Consider the following 16,547-nt stretch of genomic DNA (forward strand, 5'->3'; position numbering starts at 1 on the left):
ATCAACCTCCTGATTGATCCATTCCATCGCCCAGACAGGCGAGGAAGTCGGTGACGCGGGACCGGATCAACTCCGGCGCACCCGACGTCAGTGATCCCCCGACCCCCACGGCCACCGCTCCCTCGGCGAACCACTCCCCTGCGTTGTCCCCGGTTATCCCTCCGGTCGGCACGAACCCGATCTGCGGGAGCGCCGCCCGGACCGCCTTGAGATAGGCGGGCCCCAGCTCACCAGCGGGAAACAATTTCACCAGCGCGGCCCCGAGCCCGATTGCATGGACGGCTTCGGTCGGCGTCTGCGCGCCCGCCAAGACCGGCACCCCGTAGCGGTTCCCACAGGCGATGACCTCGGGCACGACGGTGGGGCAGACCAGGAAGGTCGCGCCTGCCAGGATCGAGAGGCGTGCGCTCGCCTCATCCAGAACGGTGCCCGCGCCGACCATGCGACCGTCGTTGGTGGCGGCGAGGGTTCGAATAGCGTCGAGGGCACCCGGAGTGACCAGCGAGACCTCGACGACCGACACCCCCGCCGAAACCAAAGCCTCCCCGGCCGCGACCGCGCTGTGCGCGTCAGCGGAACGCAGGATGCCGACAACCCGGCCCGCGGCGATGGCGGCGGTGCGCTGCCAGAGATACGCGCTCACCGATCCACCTCCACGTCCGCGGCGAGCACAGCGGCAAGGTCGGCGGGATATGGCAAACCGTCGACGTCCCCCACCGACTGGACGGCTAGCGAACCCGCGGCGGCCCCACGCGCAAGGCAATCCGCCACAGGCGCACCATCAAGCCACCCGGACAGGAAGCCCGTGTCGAACGCGTCCCCAGCGCCGACCGGATCCACGACAACGGCGGGAAAGGCAGGCACCGCCCACTCGTCGACCCCATCGGCAGCCCAAGCCCCAGCGGCACCGGCCTTGACCACAACCACCCGAGTTCCACGGTCCAGCAACCACTTGGCGGCCGACGACCGGTCCGATTGGCCCGTCACCACGAGTGCTTCCTCGTCACTCGTGAGAACGATGTCCGCGCCGACGACAAGCTCGCCGAGCACGGCGGCCGCCCGCTCAGCCGACCAGAGACGCAGCCGCAGATTCGGATCGAACGACACCACCACCCCATGCTCGTGCGCCAGCTCAATCGCCGCCCGCACAGTGTCCAAACAGGACTGCGACAGGGCGGGTGTGATCCCGGTGACGTGCAGCAGCCGCGCACCCGCGATGTAGGTCGGATCCAGCTCGGCGGGCCGCATCAGACTGGCCGCTGAACCAGAACGGTAGTACTGCACGCTGATCCGCCGCACGGCATGCGCGTCGCGCACCAGCAGTCCCGTCGGCGCATCGGCGTCGAGTTCGACCCGACTGACGTCGACCCCCGACGCGCGCAACACCTCCAGCGCCGCGTGGCCGAAGGGATCATCGCCGAGCCTGCCGAACCAGCCTGTTCGGTACCCGAGCCGGGACAGGCCGATCGCGACCGTGGCCTCGGCCCCGGCGATGCCGCGCCGGAAGTCGTGGGCGTGCCGCAGCGGGTCGCCCGGGTGGGCCACCATCAGGCCCATGATCTCGCCGAAAGTCACCACGTCCATGGGTCACCCACCGAACCTGTTGGCGGGCAGGCCTTTTCCACCGACGTCGACAGCGAACAACGCCCCCGCGTGCGGTTCGTCGACACCCACCGAGGCCGAGGTGACGTAGAGGGTGCCCAAGTCCGCGCCGCCGAAGACCGGGCAGGTGGGGCGGGAGACCGGGAACTCGACCACCCGGTCCAGCCGACCGTCCGGTGTGTACCGGTGCACTGCCGACCCGCCCCACAGCGCCACCCACAGACACCCGTCGGCGTCGATCGTGAGCCCGTCCGGTGATCCGCCGGAGACCTCGACCACCGTCCGCCGCCCGGAGAGCATCCCCGAGTCCACGTCGAACGCGTCGATCCGCCCGGTGGGTGTGTCGATGTAGTACAGAGTGCGGCCGTCAGGGGTGAAGTCCAGCCCGTTCGACACCGTCACCCCCGGCAGGACCGGCCGCACACCGTGGTCGGGGTCGAGCCGGTAGACGATCCCGGCCCCGGGCTCTTGGTCATAGGGCATGGTCCCGGCCCAGAAAGCACCGGATGGATCGCATTTGCCGTCATTGAACCGAGCGGGCGGCCCCGGGTGCGCCACCGCGGCAATCTCCGACGTAGAGACGAAGTCGAAGGCAAGGAAACCATCGGCCACAGCCAGCACCAATCCACCCTGCTCCCGCACGACCAGCGACCCGACGTGCGTGCCGACGTCGAAGACCTCATCAGCCACGCCCGCGGGGTCGTGCACATGAACCGACCGGCCGAGGATGTCGACCCAGTACAGTCGCTGCGCGCGCCCGTCCCAGACAGGCCCCTCACCGAGCCGGGCGCCCGCGTCGACGACGATCTCCGGGGCGGCCATCACCAGCTCCCGAGGGAGCCGTCGGCGTGGTGCCACACCGGGTTACGCCAGCGGTGCGGGTTCGCCGCGGCGGCCCGGACGGCGTCCTCGTCGATCTCGATGCCCAGCCCGGGCCCGAGCGGCCGGTCGATGTAGCCCTCCGTCGAGGCGAACACCGAGTCGTCGGCCAGGTAGCCCAGCTTCTCGCTGTCCGGGTGGTACCCGAGGCCGAGGCTCTGTTCCTGGATCAGGAAGTTCGGTACCGCGAAGTCCAACTGCAGCGACGCCGCGAACGCGATCGGCCCGAGTGGACAGTGCGGAGCGACCAGGACGTCATGGGTTTCCGCCGCGGCGGCGATGCGGCGGCACTCGGAGATGCCGCCCGCGTGCGACAGGTCGGGTTGTGCGACGGCGATGCCGGACCGGAGCACCGGGTCGAAGTCCCACCGCGAGTACAGCCGCTCCCCCGTGGCGATGGGAATGCTGGTGGACGCCGTGATCCGCGCCAGGTCCGAGCTGAACTCGGGCAGCACCGGCTCCTCGACGAACATCGGCAGCAACGGCTCCAGCAGCGGCAGCACCCGCCGCGTCATCGCGCCGGTGAACCGGCCGTGGAAGTCCAGTGCGAAGTCGCGGTCCGGCCCGATCGCCTCACGCACGGCCGCTGCCCGGTCGACGATCGCGTGCACCCGCGCGGCGGTGTCCAACCCGGACACCAGACCCCACGGGTTCATCTTGACCGCCGTGAGCCCCACCCCGACCTGAGCCCGCGCGGACTCCACAAGCTCGGCCGTGGTCTCCCCGCGCAGCCAGCCGTAGATGCGGACCCTGTCTCGTACCGGCCCACCCAGCAACTCGTGCACAGGCTGACCCAGGGCCTTGCCCTTGATGTCCCACAACGCCTGGTCGATGCCCGCCAGCGCGCTGGAAAGCACCGGGCCGCCCCGGTAGAACCCGGCCTTGGCCATGGTCTGCCAGTGGTGCTCGATCCGCATCGGGTCGGCCCCGATGAGGTAGTCGAACAGCTCGCCCACCGCGGCCGCCACGGTCTCGGCGCGGCCCTCCACGATGGGCTCACCCCAGCCGCTGATCCCCTCGTCGGTGTCGACCCGCAGGAACAGCCAGCGCGGCGGCACCCGGAACAGCTCAAAGCCGGTGATCTTCACCAGGTCTCCTCTACAGACCGTTGACGTGCCAGCCGCCGTCGACCGGGATGGTCGCGCCGGTGATGTAGGAGGCGTCCGCGGAAGCGAGGAACGCGACCACCGCGGCCACCTCCTCCGGGGTCCCGGCCCGCCGGGCGACCGTGCGGGCGATGTGTTCCGCGCCGGTCCAGTCGCCCCACGCCGGGGTGCGGATCGGGCCCGGCGCCACGGCGTTGACTCGGATATCGGGCCCGTACTCCACGGCGAGTTGCTGGACCATGGCGTGCAGCCCGCCCTTGGCCGCGGCGTACGCCGTCGCCCCGAGCAGTCCCACCAGGCCGTGGATGCTGCCGGTCGCGACCACGCAGCCACCTCGCTCACGGAGCGCGGGCACCATGGCCCGGACGCCGAGGAACGCGCTGCGCAGCGTCGTCGACTGCACCTCGTCCCAGGCCTCGACCGCCATCTCATGCGGCTGTGCCCGGTCCGGCGGGTTGCGACCGACGTTGAGGTGCAGCACATCGAGCGCGGGCACAGCGGCCGCGGCGTCAGCCCAGTCCGACACGAGCGTGGCGTCCAGTCGCAGGTACCGGCCGCCGATCTCCAGCGCGATCGCCTGGCCGCGCTCGTCGTCGATGTCAGTCACCACGACGGACGCGCCTTCCGCGGCGAGCCGTCGCGCGGTCGCCGCGCCGATCCCGGAGGCGCCACCGGTCACCAGGGCGGTCTTCCCGCCGAACCGGCTCACTTGCCCAGTCCCGCCGTGAGGCCCTCGGTGATGCGCCGACCCAGCCACAGGTACAGGAGCAGCATCGGCAGGATCGTGATCGACACCCCGGCGAACAGGGCGCCGTAATCCGCGCCGTTGTACTGCTGCTGCTGAATGAACCCGATCAACGCGAGCGAGAGCGTGTAGTTCTCGTTGCTCTGGATGAACATCAGGCCCAGCAGGGTCTCGTTCCACAGCCCGATCGCGTTGAGCAGCAGCGCGGTCACCAGGCCACCTTGGGCCAGCGGCAGCATGATCCGGAAGAACGTGCCGCTCGCCGACACCCCGTCGAGCGCCGCCGCCTCCTCCAGTTCGTTGGGCAGCGACCGGAAGAAGCCGGTCAGCAGGAACACGGTGAACGGCAGGTGGGTGGCGACGTAGACCAGGAACAGCCCGAACAGGCTGTCGATCAGGCCGAACTCGGCGAGGACCGAGTACAGCGGCAACACGATGATCTGCAGCGGGATGCCCAGGCCGAGGGCGAAGAACATGGTCAGCCCGGCCGACAGCCCGCCCCGGCGCCTGCTCAGCGCGTAGGCGGCGGGCGCGGAGACACCGACGACGACCACGGACGCGGTCACCACCAGCACCAGCGTGTTCGTCGCGGCGGCGCCGAACCCGCTGTCCACCCACGCCCGGCTCCAGTTGCCGAAGTCCGGCGCGGCGGGCAGCGACCACGGGGTGTTGAGGATCTCGCTGCTGCTCTTGACCGAGCTGATCAGCATGAACAGAAACGCGAACAGGCAGAAGGAGACGAACAGCCACACCGCGGTGGTGCCGATCGGCCGCAGTACGCCGGTACGCGGGGTGGTATGTGTACTCACTGTGGACCTCCGGACTCAGAACTGGACCGCGTCGCGGCGCATGGCCCGACGCAGGAGCGCGACCATGCCGGTGACCAGCAGCAGCATCACCAACGCCGAGGCGCAGGCGTAGCCGAAGCGGTACTGCGGGGTGGCGCCGCCGAACGTGACGCCGTAGACGAACACCGCGGCGTTCCACTCGTAGGCGGGCGGCATCTGCCCCTGGCTGGCGCCGAAGGCGTAGATGAACTCGAACACCTTGACCGAGCTGATCGTCCACAGCACCGCGGCCACCCCGATGACGTCCCACGACAGCGGAAGCGTGATGTGCCGCAGCTTCTGCCACGCCGACGCGCCGGCCAGCGAGGCGTCCTCGTAGAAGTAGCCGGGGATGCGGTCGACACCCGCCATCAGGATCGCGACGTAGAAGCCGGTGCTGATCCACACCATCGCGATCATGATCATCAGGAAGGCGCTGTCCGGCCCGATCCACGCCACCGGCTCGCCGCCGAACTTGACGATGAGCGCGTTGAGCAGGCCGTCGTGGCGGAGCAGGAAGCCCCAGAAGATGGCGAGCACGATCGGCGAGACGATGTGCGGCAGGAAGATCACCCCGCGGACGAAGCCCTTCCCCTTCATGTCCCGCAGCAGCAACATGAAGCTGAACGCGAGCACGAAGATGCCGATGCCGACGACGACCAGGATCAGCAGGGTGTTCCAGAAGGACTCGATGAACAGCGGGTCGTCGAACAGGGCGGTGAAGTTGTCCGTGCCGCGCCAGGTCGGGGTGTTGATGCCGTCCCAGTTGGTGAACGCGGCGTAGATCGAGTACAGCGTCGGCCCGATGAACAGCACCAGGTACAGCGCCAGCGGGATGGCCAGGAACGGTCCGAAGATCCGCCGCTGCCTGCGGGCCAGCGGCGACTGCCCGCCGCGCACGGGGCGTGGCCCCGCGGGCCGCCGGGATTCCCGGCGGCTCGCGGACCTCTGATCGAGAGTCAACGCCATCAGCCCTGCGTCTTCCAGAACTCGATCGACTTCGCCTTGACCTGGCTGACGAAGTCCGCGGCGCTGGTCTTGCCCTGCACCAGGGACTGGGCCACCGGCTGGAACGCGGTGGACTCCCAGCCGCCGAACTTCAGGCCGAGGGCGGCGCCGGAGGGGTAGACCGCCTTCTCCTGGAACGACTTGCTCAGGCTTTCCAGTGCCGCGGGGGCGGGGATGTCGGCGCGCGGAGTGATGTTGTCGGCCTTGGTGCTGATGCCTTCCAGGCGCGACTTGTTCAGGAAGTACGCGATGAACTTGCCCGCCGCCTCGCCGTTCGCGGCGGTCTTGGGGATGCCGAAGCCGAAGAAGTTGACGCCGACCGCGTCGGTGCCGCCGTTGATCGGCGGCAGTTGCACGGAGCTGTACTCGAAGCCCTGGGCGGCATAGGTCTTCGTCTCACTGGTCACCCAGGAGCCCTGCAGGATGTAGGCGGCCTTGTTCTGCGCCCACAGGTTCTGCTGCGCGGGGTACTGGCCGGAGTTGTAGCCGGGGGCGAAGTAGCCGCCCTTGACCAGCTTCTCCACCCTGGTCACCGCGTCGAGGACGTTCGGGTCGTCCCAGGCGGCGCCGGTGCGGTCGCTCGCCAGCTTCTGCATGCCCTCGGGGCCGACGGCGCGGATCAGGGTGAGTAGCGGCCAGTACTTGGCCACACCGGTGTTGTCGGCGTCGAGGGCCAGCGGGGACACGCCCTTGGCCTTGGCGGCGTCGAGCAGCTTGACCAGGTCGTCCCAGGTCTGCGGCTGCTCGGTGGGCAGCTGCTTGGCGTTGAACCACAGGCCCTCGCCGGTCACCTCATAGGGGACCATGAACGGCTTGCCCTCTTTGTCCTTGAGGTAGTCGACGTACTTCGACGGGATGACGTCGGAGACCTTCTTGCCCTCGCCGGGCACCTCGAGGTTGTAGACCGAGGTCAGGTCGGCGGACTGGCCGGTGTTGGACAGGCCGTTGCCGAGCTGGTTCATCGACTGGTCGACCAGGTCCGCGGCGGCTTTGGTGCGCAGCGACGGGGTGAGCTTCTTCATCACCTCGCGGCCGTGCCACTGGACGTCGACCTTGATGCCGGTGTCCTTTGTGAAGGAGTCGATCGCCGCCTTGATGACCTGGGCCTGTGGCTCCTTCTCCTGCCACATCGACCAGTAGGTGAACTCGCCGGAAGCCGCGGAGTCCCCCGGGCCGCTCGGCGACCCACAGGCCGACACCGCCAGCAGGGCACTGAGGCCGAGCGCGGCGAAACTGATGGAACGGCGCAGCCGCCCGGTTCGGGTCATGATCTACAGACCACCTATCTGGGACTCGTTCGCGCGGGTCGCCCCGACGCGTTGGGGGTGAGGGAGTTTGGCCGCGGCGACGAGCGCGCGCAGCACGGCCGAAGCCGGTCGGGGCACCAGCCCCAGGTGATAGAGGTGCAGCTCGCGCAGACCGGCGGCGACGAACTCGCCCGCCCAGTCCTCAAGAGACGGTCCCTCTGACGGTCGGACGGTGTCCGGCCGGAAATAGCCCCCTACCGCGATGTCGTCGCCGACATACGCGGCCATCTCGCGCAACCGGGCCACGGCGCTGTCCCCGCCTGCCCAGCAGTTCGTCACCACACTGTCCACATCGCAACCGAGTGGTCCCCCGATGGCGGTGAAGGCGCCGGTGGCCCAGCGGTCCGCGGCGCCGTGCAGTGTCACCGGCAGATCCGGGCGGGTGGCCCGGGCACTGTCGACGACCCGTCGGCGGATGGTGACCGCCGTGTCGGCCAGGACTTTCGCCACGGCTTCGGCGAGATCGGCGCCGAGCGCTTCCTCCACCGACTCCGGCGCGGAACCATCGACGTCCACACAGGACCGCACCCGAGCGGCCAGCCTGCGTGCGTCGATGCCGGCGTCGGCGTACTGTCGATGGCAAGCGGCGCAGAAGCAGAGCGATAGCAGCCGCTTCTGCGCCGCGGTCCACTGCGCGAAGTCCACTTTGTCATGGTGTCCGCCGTGGTCGATCCCGAGCCGTCCGCACGCTTCGAGGATGATGCCGTCCGGCTCGCCGGTTTCGACGATCTCACCCGCGAGGGTCGCACAGTAGTCGACGACCTCTTCGGCGCTGGGACACAGCGCGTACTCGTAGGGCTCACCGAAAGCGTTGCGCACCACCAGATCGGGGTTAGCTGCGCCCAGCACGCTGCTGTGGGTGAACACCGTCCAGGCGTACACGCCCAGTCCCTGGCCGCGGATCGCTTGCGCCGCTTCACCGAACGGGTCCGGCCCGCCGAGCCAGTCCGCGAATCGCGGGGCCAGCCTGCGCCCCTGCCAGACACTCTCGCGAACCGGCAGGTAGCAGGCGGCGTGCGGGGTGGTCATCAGTCTGCGCGTCGGGTGTTGCGGGGTCGGGACCCTGGTCGTGTGGTACGCCGCGGCCAGGGCCACCACCTCGACACCGACCTCGGCGGCCCGAGCGGGCGCGTCCGGGTCACCGGCGAAGTCCCAGGGATAGGCGTAGCCGACTGTCTTGTTGATACCCGTCACCACTGTCACCACCTAGGCTTCCGCAGCTCGTAGGACGGGTCGATCCGGCGCATGTAGCCGGTGTCGTCGCGGTCGCGGATGCCGCAGGCGAGGTACTGCTCGTGCAGCCTGGCCAGCGCGTCGCGGTCGAGTTCCACGCCGAGACCCGGCGTGGTCGGCACCCGCACTGACCCATCCACAAAGGACAGGATGCCTGGTTCGACGACGTCTTCGGACTTCCATGGCCAGTGCGTGTCGCAGGCGTAGGTCAGGTTCGGCGTCGCGGCGGCCAGGTGCACCATCGCGGCGAGGCTGATCCCGAGGTGGGAGTTGGAGTGCATCGACAGGCCCATGCCGAAGGTCTCGCAGATGCCGGAGAGCAGCGCCGATCGGCGCAGGCCGCCCCAGTAGTGGTGGTCGGAGAGGATCACGCCCACCGCGTCATGCAGGACCGACGGCTTGACGTGGTCGAACGAGACGACACACATGTTGGTCGCCAGCGGCATCGGGACGTCGCGGGCGACCTGGGCCATGCCCTCGATGCCGAGGGTCGGGTCCTCCAGGTACTCCAGGACGCCGTCGAGCTCGACGCCTACCTTGATGGAGGTCTCGACCGTCCACGCGGCGTTCGGGTCGAGGCGTAGCGGCAGGTCGGGGAACTCCGCGCGCAGAGCGTGGATCGCGGCGACCTCCTCTTCCGGAGGGAACACGCCACCCTTGAGCTTGATCGCGGTGAACCCGTACTCGTCGACCATCTTGCGCGCCTGGGCCACGATGCCTGCGGGGTCGAGCGCCGCGCCCCACGAATCCGGCTCGCCGCCGGGGTGCGCGGCCCACTTGTAGAAGAGGTACGCGCTGAACGGGATGGCCTCGCGGACCGCGCCGCCGAGCAGGTCCGAGACCGGGCGGCCCAGCAGCCTGCCCTGCACGTCAAGGCAGGCGACCTCGAACGGCGAGTACACCCGGTCGACGGTGCCGCTGCTGGTGATCATGCCGGTGAGGCCGTGGCCGTCGGCCCCGGTGTTGCCGGAGAGGACGCGCCTGGCGGTGGCGAACATGGCGTTGAGGGCGAAGACGTCCTGGCCGACGATCGCGTCGGCGACCGCGCGGAGCCGGTTCAGGTGGCCCGTGTCGGCGTAGGTCTCGCCGAGACCGGTGACGCCGTCGGCGGTGTGGACCTCGACGATCGTGCGGATCGCGTACGGCTCGTGCACGCCGACGGCGTTGAGCAGCGCCGGGTCGGCGAAGGCGACCGGGGTGAGGGTGACGCCGGTGATCGGGGTGCTCATCCGGCCACCACCGCGGCGGTGAGGGCGAGCCCGGCGGCGATGATGCGCTCCAGTTCGACGACGTGCTCCGGCGACGGCTCCACCAGCGGCGGCCGGACCGTGCCCACGTCGAGGCCGCGCAACCGCACGGCGGTCTTGACCAGCGATACGGCGTAGCCGGGGACCTTGTTGCGCAGCTCCACCAGCGGGTGGAAGAAGTCGGCCAGGAAGCGGTCGATCAGCACGTCGTCGCCGGTCGCGGCGGCCTTGAAGAAGGCCAGCGAGATGTCGGGCGCGAAGCAGAACACCGCCGAGGAGTAGAGCGTGACGCCGATTCCGCGGTACGCCGGGACAGTCACCTCCGCGGTCGGCATGCCGTTGAAGAACTGGAACGGCTTGCCGCTGCCGTTGAGCGCGCCGCGCACGGCCAGCACGATCCGGCCGAGCAGGTCGAGGTCGCCGCGGCCGTCCTTGAAGCCCATCACGTTGGGGATGGTGGCGACCTCAGCGGCGGTCTCCGGGTCGAACACCGCGTTGCCGCGGCTGTAGACGATGACCGGCAGGTCGGCCGCGGCGGCGACCTCGCGGGTGTAGGCGACCATCCCGCTCGGCGGCGCGGCCACGAGGTACGGCGGCAGCATGAGCAGGCCGTTGGCGCCCGCGCGCTGGGCGGCCTGGCTGAACTGCCTGGCCAGTGGCAGGGAACCGCCGGTTCCCGCGTAGACCGGGACCGCGCCCGCGGTGACCTCGACCGCGCGGCGGACCAGCGCCTCGTATTCGACTGGTTCCAGCGCGTGGAACTCGCCGGTGCCGCAGGCGACGAAGACTCCGCCCGGCCCGGCCGCCAGCCCTTGCTCCAGGTGCGTGGTGAACATGTCCAAGTCGACCGCACCCGCGGCGTCGAACGGCGTTACGGGGAAGAACAACACCCGGTCGAGCATCTGCACCGGAACTCCAGGGTTCATGTATGTGAACGTCGGTCATACTTGCGAACTGTGGGGCGGAACCGTAAGACTGCCCACACCTGGTGTCAAGCAGGGGTGTCCGCCGGGTTTCGCGAAGGAAACGCAACGAGGAGAACCGATGACAGTCAGTGAGGCGAGCGGGGGGCCGCGTCCGGACTCGGTGAAGTCGGCGGCCAGGACGATCGACATCCTGGAGCTGCTGGCCGGGTCCGAGCGGAGGCTCACCCTCAGCGAGCTGCAGCGCAAACTCGACGTGCCGAAGTCCAGCCTGCACGGCCTGCTGCGCACCCTGGTGGCCCGCGGCTGGGTCGAGACCGACGAGCGCGGGACCGGCTACGGCGTCGGCCTGAGCGCGCTGCGGGCCGGTGCGACGTTCCTCGACCGCGACCCGGTGGTGCAGGTGGCCAGCGCGGTGCTGGCCCGGCTGCGCCGCCAGCTCGACGAGACCGTCCACCTGGCGCGGCTCGACGGGCCGGACATGGTCTACCTGGCCAGCCGCGAGTCCCAACACCACCTGCGCGTCACCTCGCGGATCGGCAGGCGGCTGCCCGCGCACGCCACCTCGCTCGGCAAGGCCGTGCTGTCGACCATCGACGAGGTCGAGGTCGCCACGATCCTGCCCGCGAAGCTGATCGCCCTGACCCCGGACACCGTCACCGACCACGACGAGCTGCGCGCCGAGCTGGCCGAGGCCCGGGTGCGCGGCTGGGCGTTCGAGCAGGGGCAGAACACCCCCGGCCTGACGTGCTACGCGACGGCCATCCCCAACCTGCCCACGGTCGACGCGATCAGCTGCTCGATCCCGCAGTCGCGGATCACCGACGACCACGAACGAGAGGTGGTGGAGGCGCTCATGGCCGCCGCCGACGAGATCGCCCAACTGTGCCGGGCGAGGTCTCCCCGATGAACCTGCTGATCACGGGCGCCGCGGGTGGCGTCGCCACGCTGCTGCGCCCCCGACTCGCCCGGCCGGACCGGGTGCTGCGCCTGCTCGACATCGCTCCCGTCACGCCTGGTCCGGGCGAGGAGGTGGTGACCGCCTCGGTCACCGATCTCGACGCCATGACCGAGGCCTGCCGGGGCATGGACGCGGTGCTGCACCTGGGCGGGCTGAGCACCGAACACGCCTGGGACGACATCGCCGCGGTCAACATCGACGGCACGTACCGGGTGTTCGAGGCCGCTCGTCGGGCAGGCGTTCCGCGCGTCGTGTTCGCCAGCAGCAACCATGCCGTGGGCTTCGCGCCCAACGACGGCGCCGCTCCTGACTACGGATTCCCGCGCCCGGACACGTTCTACGGCGTCAGCAAAGTCGCCGGGGAGGCGCTCGGAAGCCTCTACCACGACCGCTACGGGCTCGACGTGGTCTGTCTGCGGATCGGGTCGTGCTTCGACCGGCCGACGACCGATCGGATGCTCGCGACCTGGCTTTCTCCGGACGACTGCGCCCGGTTGGTTGAGGCCGCTTTGAGCGCGCCGGAGCCCGGATTCCGTGTGGTGTGGGGAATCTCGGCGAACACCCGGGCGTGGTGGTCGCTGCAGGAAGCCCGCTCGCTGGGCTACGAGCCGCACGACAACGCCGAGGACTACGCGGGCGAGGTCACCGTGGAGGCCGACGAGTACGACAGGTTCCTGGGTGGGGCGTTCTGCTCGCCCAAGCTGGATCAGGGAGGACGTTCATGACCGCCGTGCAGGGCTATGACCCGCGCACCGCCGCGCCTGTCGGGGAGCCGGTGCCCGCCAGCACCGCCTCCGAGGTCGACGCGGTCGTGGCAGCCGCGAGCCGTACCTGGCCGGACACTTCCGCGGCTGACCGGGCGTTCGCGCTCGAGGCGGTGGCCGACGCGCTCGACGCGGACCGCGCGCGGCTGGTCGAGATCGCCGACGCGGAGACCGCGCTCGGTGTCCCCCGGCTCACCGGCGAGATCGGGCGGACCACGGGTCAGTTGCGGATGTTCGCGTCGCTGCTGCGGACGGGCGCGCATCTGGATGTGGTTTTCTCCCCCGGTCCACCGGATGTGCGGCGGACCCGGCAGGCGATCGGGCCGGTGGCGGTGTTCTCCGCCAGCAACTTCCCGTTCGCCTTCTCCGTCGCCGGTGGCGACACGGCATCCGCGCTGGCCGCGGGCTGCCCGGTCGTGGTGAAGGCGCACGAGGCGCACCCGCGTACGTCTCTGGCTGTCGCCGAGATCCTGCGTCGGACCCTGCCCGAGGGCGTGTTCGCGCTGGTCATGGGCCGGGAGGCGGGGACGGCACTGGTCCGGCATCCGGGGATTCGCGCGGTCGGGTTCACCGGGTCGCTCGCGGGCGGCCGGGCCCTGTTCGACCTCGCACAGGGCAGGCCGGACCCGATCCCCTTCTACGGCGAACTGGGCAGCGTGAACCCGGTCGTGGTCCTGCCCGGCGCCGCGAGCGTGGCCGAGGGGTACGCCGCGTCGCTGACGCTTGGGGCGGGGCAGTTCTGCACGAACCCAGGCCTGCTGTTCGTCCCGGATGACGCCGTGCTGCTCGACGAGATCGCCCAAGCGGTCCGCGGCACGACCGCGGGCCCCTTGCTCAGCCCCGGAATTCACCGGTCCTATGTGGACCACACGACCGCCGGCCCCGCGCGGGTGCTGGCGACCGGGACCGCGGGTGAGGGCGCTTGGGCGGTGGCACCGGTCGTGTTCGCCACCGACGCGGCGGATTTCGTCGCGCGGGCCGAGTCGTTCACCGAGGAGACGTTCGGACCAAGTGGACTCGTGGTCACCTACCGGGACCTCGACACCCTGCTCGCCGCGCTGGAAGCGTTGCCCGGCAGCCTGACCGGCTCCGTGCACGCGGGCACCGACGACTCCGCGACCCTCAAGGTCGCGAAGATCCTGCGCACCCGCGTCGGCAGGCTTGTCCACAACGGCTGGCCCACCGGCGTGGCCGTCTGCTGGGCGATGCACCACGGCGGGCCCTGGCCCGCTTCGACCTCCCCCGCGCACACGTCCGTCGGCTCGGCCGCCATCGACCGCTGGCTCGTGCCCATCGCCTACCAGGACTGGCCGGAGCACCTGCTGCCGCCGGAACTGCGCACCGACAACCCCCTCGGCTTTCCCCGAACCGTTCAAGGATAAGGAAAACACCATGGCCACAGTCGAGTACCGGGCCGCCACCCGGCTCTACCCGGGCACCGAAACCCCCGCCGTGCAAGACCTCGACCTGAACATCCGCGACGGCGAGTTCATGGTGCTGGTCGGCCCGTCCGGTTCAGGCAAGTCCACCGCCCTGCGCATGCTGGCAGGCCTCGAAGCCGTCGACGGTGGTGAGATCCACATCGGCGACACCGACGTCACGCACGCGCAGCCCAAGGACCGCGACATCGCGATGGTGTTCCAGAACTACGCGTTGTATCCGCACATGACGGTGCGGCAGAACATCGGCTTCCACCTGAAGATCGCCAAGGTGGGCAAGGAGGAGATCAACCGCAAGGTCGACGAGGCCGCGCGGCTGCTGGACCTGGAGCCGTACCTGGATCGCAAGCCCGCCAAGCTGTCCGGCGGCCAGCGCCAGCGCGTCGCCATGGGCCGCGCGATCGTGCGGGAGCCGCGGGTGTTCTGCATGGATGAGCCACTGTCCAACCTGGACGCGAAACTGCGCGTGCAGACCCGCACCCAGATCGCCTCACTGCAGCGAAGGCTTGGGGTCACCACGATCTACGTCACCCACGACCAGGTCGAGGCGATGACCATGGGCGACCGGGTGGCGATCCTCAAGGACGGCAAGCTGCAGCAGTGCGACACCCCGCGCAACGTGTTCGACCGGCCGCGAAACCTGTTCGTCGCCGGGTTCATGGGATCGCCCGCGATGAACCTGATCCCGCTGCACGCGCACGACTGGACGGTCCAGTTCGCCGGGACACGGATCGAGCTGACCCCGGCGCAGCGGGCGGCGGCCACCAGTCGGGACATCACCGTCGGGGTGCGGCCTGAGGGGTTGCGCATCGCGGGAGCCCGACAGGGACAGCAGGTGATGGTGGAGATGGTCGAGGAACTCGGCAGCGACAGCTACCTGTACACCACGACCAATGGCGACACAGCGCATCCGATCGTGGTCCGGGCGGGCGCCCGCGACGTGCCCATGCGCGGGTCGACGATCGGGTTGCAGGTTCAGCGGTCGGACGTGCACCTGTTCGACACGGCCACTGGGGAACGGCTGCCGGAGTGAGGGCAGGCGGCGGTCCTGCCCCAGTGGGACCGCCGCTGCCCTTCGAGACTGACCCCACCGGGATACCAGCGCGCCAATCAGGCCGGGACCGGCATGGCCCGTATCTGTTGGCGTGCAACCGTTGCGGCCTCCGGTGCGGTCAACCCGCGCAGGTCGTCAAGAGCCGGGGCCAGTAACAGGGTGCTTGTGGTCAGGCAGCCGTGCATCGCACGCAGGTCGGCGACGACTTCCTTGGCGACGGCGTCGTCGCTGAGGCTTTGGGGAACCTGCTCCATCACGGTGGCGACCAAGGTCGCCACCGCGCCGGTGAGGTCGTGGATGCCTTCCACGGTGGCGCGCAGGTCGCCGGGGGTGGGGACGGCACCGGCGATGCCGCGCTCGACCTCGCGCAGGACGCGGCGGGCATCAGTCAGGGGACCGGTGTCGCTGAGGGTGCTCACGATTCGCTCCTTCCCCGGCCTGCCGGGCAGGCGCCCGGCAGGCCGGGTCATCGGTCGGGTCAGGCGTTGATCTCTTTGCGTCCCGCGCCGGCGGCGACGGCGATCTTGCGCGGCTTGGCCTGCTCGGCGATGGGGATGCGCAACGTCAGCACGCCCGCGTCGTAGGTGGCGGCGACGTTGTCGACATCCAGGGTCTCGCCGAGGAACAACTGGCGGGAGAACAGCCCGCGCGGGCGCTCCGCCGCCGTGACCTCGACATCCTCATCGAAGTCGGCCTTGCGCTCCGCCTTCACCGTGAGCACGTCGCGCTCGATGTCCAGGTCGATGGACTCCGGGGACACACCGGGCAGGTCGAACTGGACGACGTACTCGTTGCCGCTGCGGTAGGCGTCCATCGGCATGACCGCGGGGCGGGTCGTGGTGCCGTTGGTGCCGAAGAACTGCTGGGTCAATCGATCCAGCTCGCGGAACGGGTCGGTCCGCATCAACATCGTCATCGTCTCCTTCCACGATCACGGTTCGCGTGGCCGGTCCCACCCGGCCAGTGTTGCTAACGATCGACTCAAGCTTCTTGTTCCCACCGGTGGAGATTTTCGCAAGTAACTTATAGCTCGCACTGGAGATTGTGTCAATCAGGACTTGCAGATAACGTGTGTGAGCATGACGAACCAGGCGGCCGAAGGCGAGGGCGTGAACGGGTTGGGCAGGCTCGACGACCCGGAGTACCCCGCGTTCACGATCGGGCAGGCCTCGAACCTGCTCACCGTCCAGCAGGCCTTCCTCCGCAGCCTCGACGCCGCCGGGATCGTCTCGCCCCAACGGTCCGGCGGCGGGCACCGCCGGTACTCCCGCAGGCAGCTGGAGACCATCACGCGGCTGCGTGAGCTGCTCGACCAGGGTCACCCGCTCGCGGCCGCCGCCCGCATCGTGGGGCTGCAGAACGACCTGGCCGCCGCCAACGCCGAGATCAGCGACCTGCGCGACCAGCTCCGCGAACGCGACGGCACGCCCTAGCTGCACCGCCCGTGGCGGG

General features: G+C 69.8%; 18 protein-coding genes. 5 read left to right on the forward strand and 13 right to left on the reverse strand.

Features of this window, described 5'->3' with window-relative positions; genetic code table 11:
- Position 1: 1 nt before the first annotated feature.
- From GPZ80_RS09000 to GPZ80_RS09050, 11 genes are read right to left on the reverse strand one after another with little or no spacing between them, the layout of a single operon-like run.
- Positions 2-643 carry a bifunctional 4-hydroxy-2-oxoglutarate aldolase/2-dehydro-3-deoxy-phosphogluconate aldolase gene (locus GPZ80_RS09000; protein ID WP_187219840.1) on the reverse strand — a complete coding sequence of 214 codons (642 nt, stop codon included), beginning with the start codon at positions 641-643 and terminating at the stop codon, positions 2-4.
- Positions 640-1,584 (reverse strand): sugar kinase, encoded by a 945-nt coding sequence (locus tag GPZ80_RS09005; RefSeq protein ID WP_187219841.1) that lies wholly within the window; start codon positions 1,582-1,584, stop codon positions 640-642. Before GPZ80_RS09005 ends, GPZ80_RS09000 begins: the two co-directional genes overlap by 4 nt.
- 3 nt (positions 1,585-1,587) lie before the next feature.
- A complete protein-coding gene (locus GPZ80_RS09010; RefSeq protein ID WP_187219842.1) occupies positions 1,588-2,424 on the reverse strand; it encodes an SMP-30/gluconolactonase/LRE family protein in 837 nt (278 codons plus the stop codon).
- A complete protein-coding gene (gene dgoD / locus GPZ80_RS09015) occupies positions 2,424-3,569 on the reverse strand; it encodes a galactonate dehydratase (RefSeq protein ID WP_187219843.1) in 1,146 nt (381 codons plus the stop codon). Before dgoD ends, GPZ80_RS09010 begins: the two co-directional genes overlap by 1 nt.
- Before the next feature lie 10 nt (positions 3,570-3,579).
- Positions 3,580-4,296, reverse strand: a complete 717-nt coding sequence (locus GPZ80_RS09020; protein ID WP_312880215.1) for an SDR family NAD(P)-dependent oxidoreductase — start codon at positions 4,294-4,296, stop codon at positions 3,580-3,582.
- Entirely contained in the window at positions 4,293-5,141 is an 849-nt protein-coding gene (locus tag GPZ80_RS32555) for a carbohydrate ABC transporter permease (protein WP_222719095.1), read from the reverse strand. Before GPZ80_RS32555 ends, GPZ80_RS09020 begins: the two co-directional genes overlap by 4 nt.
- 15 nt (positions 5,142-5,156) lie before the next feature.
- On the reverse strand, positions 5,157-6,128 hold the full coding sequence (locus tag GPZ80_RS09030) for a carbohydrate ABC transporter permease (protein WP_187219845.1): 972 nt from the start codon (positions 6,126-6,128) through the stop codon (positions 5,157-5,159).
- The gene (locus GPZ80_RS09035) at positions 6,128-7,435 is read right to left on the reverse strand and encodes an ABC transporter substrate-binding protein (RefSeq protein WP_187219846.1); all 1,308 of its coding nucleotides are present in this window, start codon (positions 7,433-7,435) and stop codon (positions 6,128-6,130) included. Before GPZ80_RS09035 ends, GPZ80_RS09030 begins: the two co-directional genes overlap by 1 nt.
- 3 nt (positions 7,436-7,438) lie before the next feature.
- On the reverse strand, positions 7,439-8,668 hold the full coding sequence (locus GPZ80_RS09040; protein WP_187219847.1) for a hypothetical protein: 1,230 nt from the start codon (positions 8,666-8,668) through the stop codon (positions 7,439-7,441).
- Between the two features lie 5 nt (positions 8,669-8,673).
- The gene (locus tag GPZ80_RS09045) at positions 8,674-9,936 is read right to left on the reverse strand and encodes a glucarate dehydratase family protein (RefSeq protein WP_187219848.1); all 1,263 of its coding nucleotides are present in this window, start codon (positions 9,934-9,936) and stop codon (positions 8,674-8,676) included.
- Positions 9,933-10,880, reverse strand: a complete 948-nt coding sequence (locus GPZ80_RS09050) for a 5-dehydro-4-deoxyglucarate dehydratase (protein ID WP_246476917.1) — start codon at positions 10,878-10,880, stop codon at positions 9,933-9,935. The genes GPZ80_RS09045 and GPZ80_RS09050 overlap by 4 nt, the downstream gene beginning before the upstream one ends.
- A 118-nt stretch (positions 10,881-10,998) precedes the next feature.
- Here GPZ80_RS09050 and GPZ80_RS09055 point away from each other — a divergent pair, with 118 nt between their 5' ends.
- Genes GPZ80_RS09055 through GPZ80_RS09070 form a run of 4 tightly spaced genes read left to right on the forward strand, consistent with a single transcriptional unit; the run spans position 10,999 to position 15,074 of the window.
- Positions 10,999-11,787, forward strand: a complete 789-nt coding sequence (locus GPZ80_RS09055; RefSeq protein WP_187219849.1) for an IclR family transcriptional regulator — start codon at positions 10,999-11,001, stop codon at positions 11,785-11,787.
- Entirely contained in the window at positions 11,784-12,563 is a 780-nt protein-coding gene (locus GPZ80_RS09060) for an NAD-dependent epimerase/dehydratase family protein (protein ID WP_187219850.1), read from the forward strand. The genes GPZ80_RS09055 and GPZ80_RS09060 overlap by 4 nt, the downstream gene beginning before the upstream one ends.
- Positions 12,560-13,984 (forward strand): aldehyde dehydrogenase (NADP(+)), encoded by a 1,425-nt coding sequence (locus GPZ80_RS09065; protein WP_187219851.1) that lies wholly within the window; start codon positions 12,560-12,562, stop codon positions 13,982-13,984. The genes GPZ80_RS09060 and GPZ80_RS09065 overlap by 4 nt, the downstream gene beginning before the upstream one ends.
- A 10-nt stretch (positions 13,985-13,994) precedes the next feature.
- A complete protein-coding gene (locus GPZ80_RS09070) occupies positions 13,995-15,074 on the forward strand; it encodes an ABC transporter ATP-binding protein (protein ID WP_187219852.1) in 1,080 nt (359 codons plus the stop codon).
- Between the two features lie 77 nt (positions 15,075-15,151).
- Here the strand turns inward: GPZ80_RS09070 and GPZ80_RS09075 are convergent, their stop codons facing one another.
- The gene (locus tag GPZ80_RS09075; protein WP_187219853.1) at positions 15,152-15,514 is read right to left on the reverse strand and encodes a hypothetical protein; all 363 of its coding nucleotides are present in this window, start codon (positions 15,512-15,514) and stop codon (positions 15,152-15,154) included.
- 59 nt (positions 15,515-15,573) lie between these two features.
- Positions 15,574-16,005 carry an Hsp20/alpha crystallin family protein gene (locus tag GPZ80_RS09080; protein ID WP_187220091.1) on the reverse strand — a complete coding sequence of 144 codons (432 nt, stop codon included), beginning with the start codon at positions 16,003-16,005 and terminating at the stop codon, positions 15,574-15,576.
- 169 nt (positions 16,006-16,174) lie between these two features.
- Between GPZ80_RS09080 and GPZ80_RS09085 the strand changes: the two genes are divergently transcribed.
- Positions 16,175-16,528: a MerR family transcriptional regulator gene (locus GPZ80_RS09085; protein WP_187219854.1), complete on the forward strand. Its 354-nt coding sequence runs from the start codon at positions 16,175-16,177 to the stop codon at positions 16,526-16,528.
- The last annotated feature ends 19 nt before the right edge of the window (positions 16,529-16,547 follow it).

This window comes from Actinokineospora xionganensis (assembly GCF_014323725.1).
GTDB classification, from domain to species: Bacteria; Actinomycetota; Actinomycetes; order Mycobacteriales; family Pseudonocardiaceae; genus Actinokineospora; species Actinokineospora xionganensis.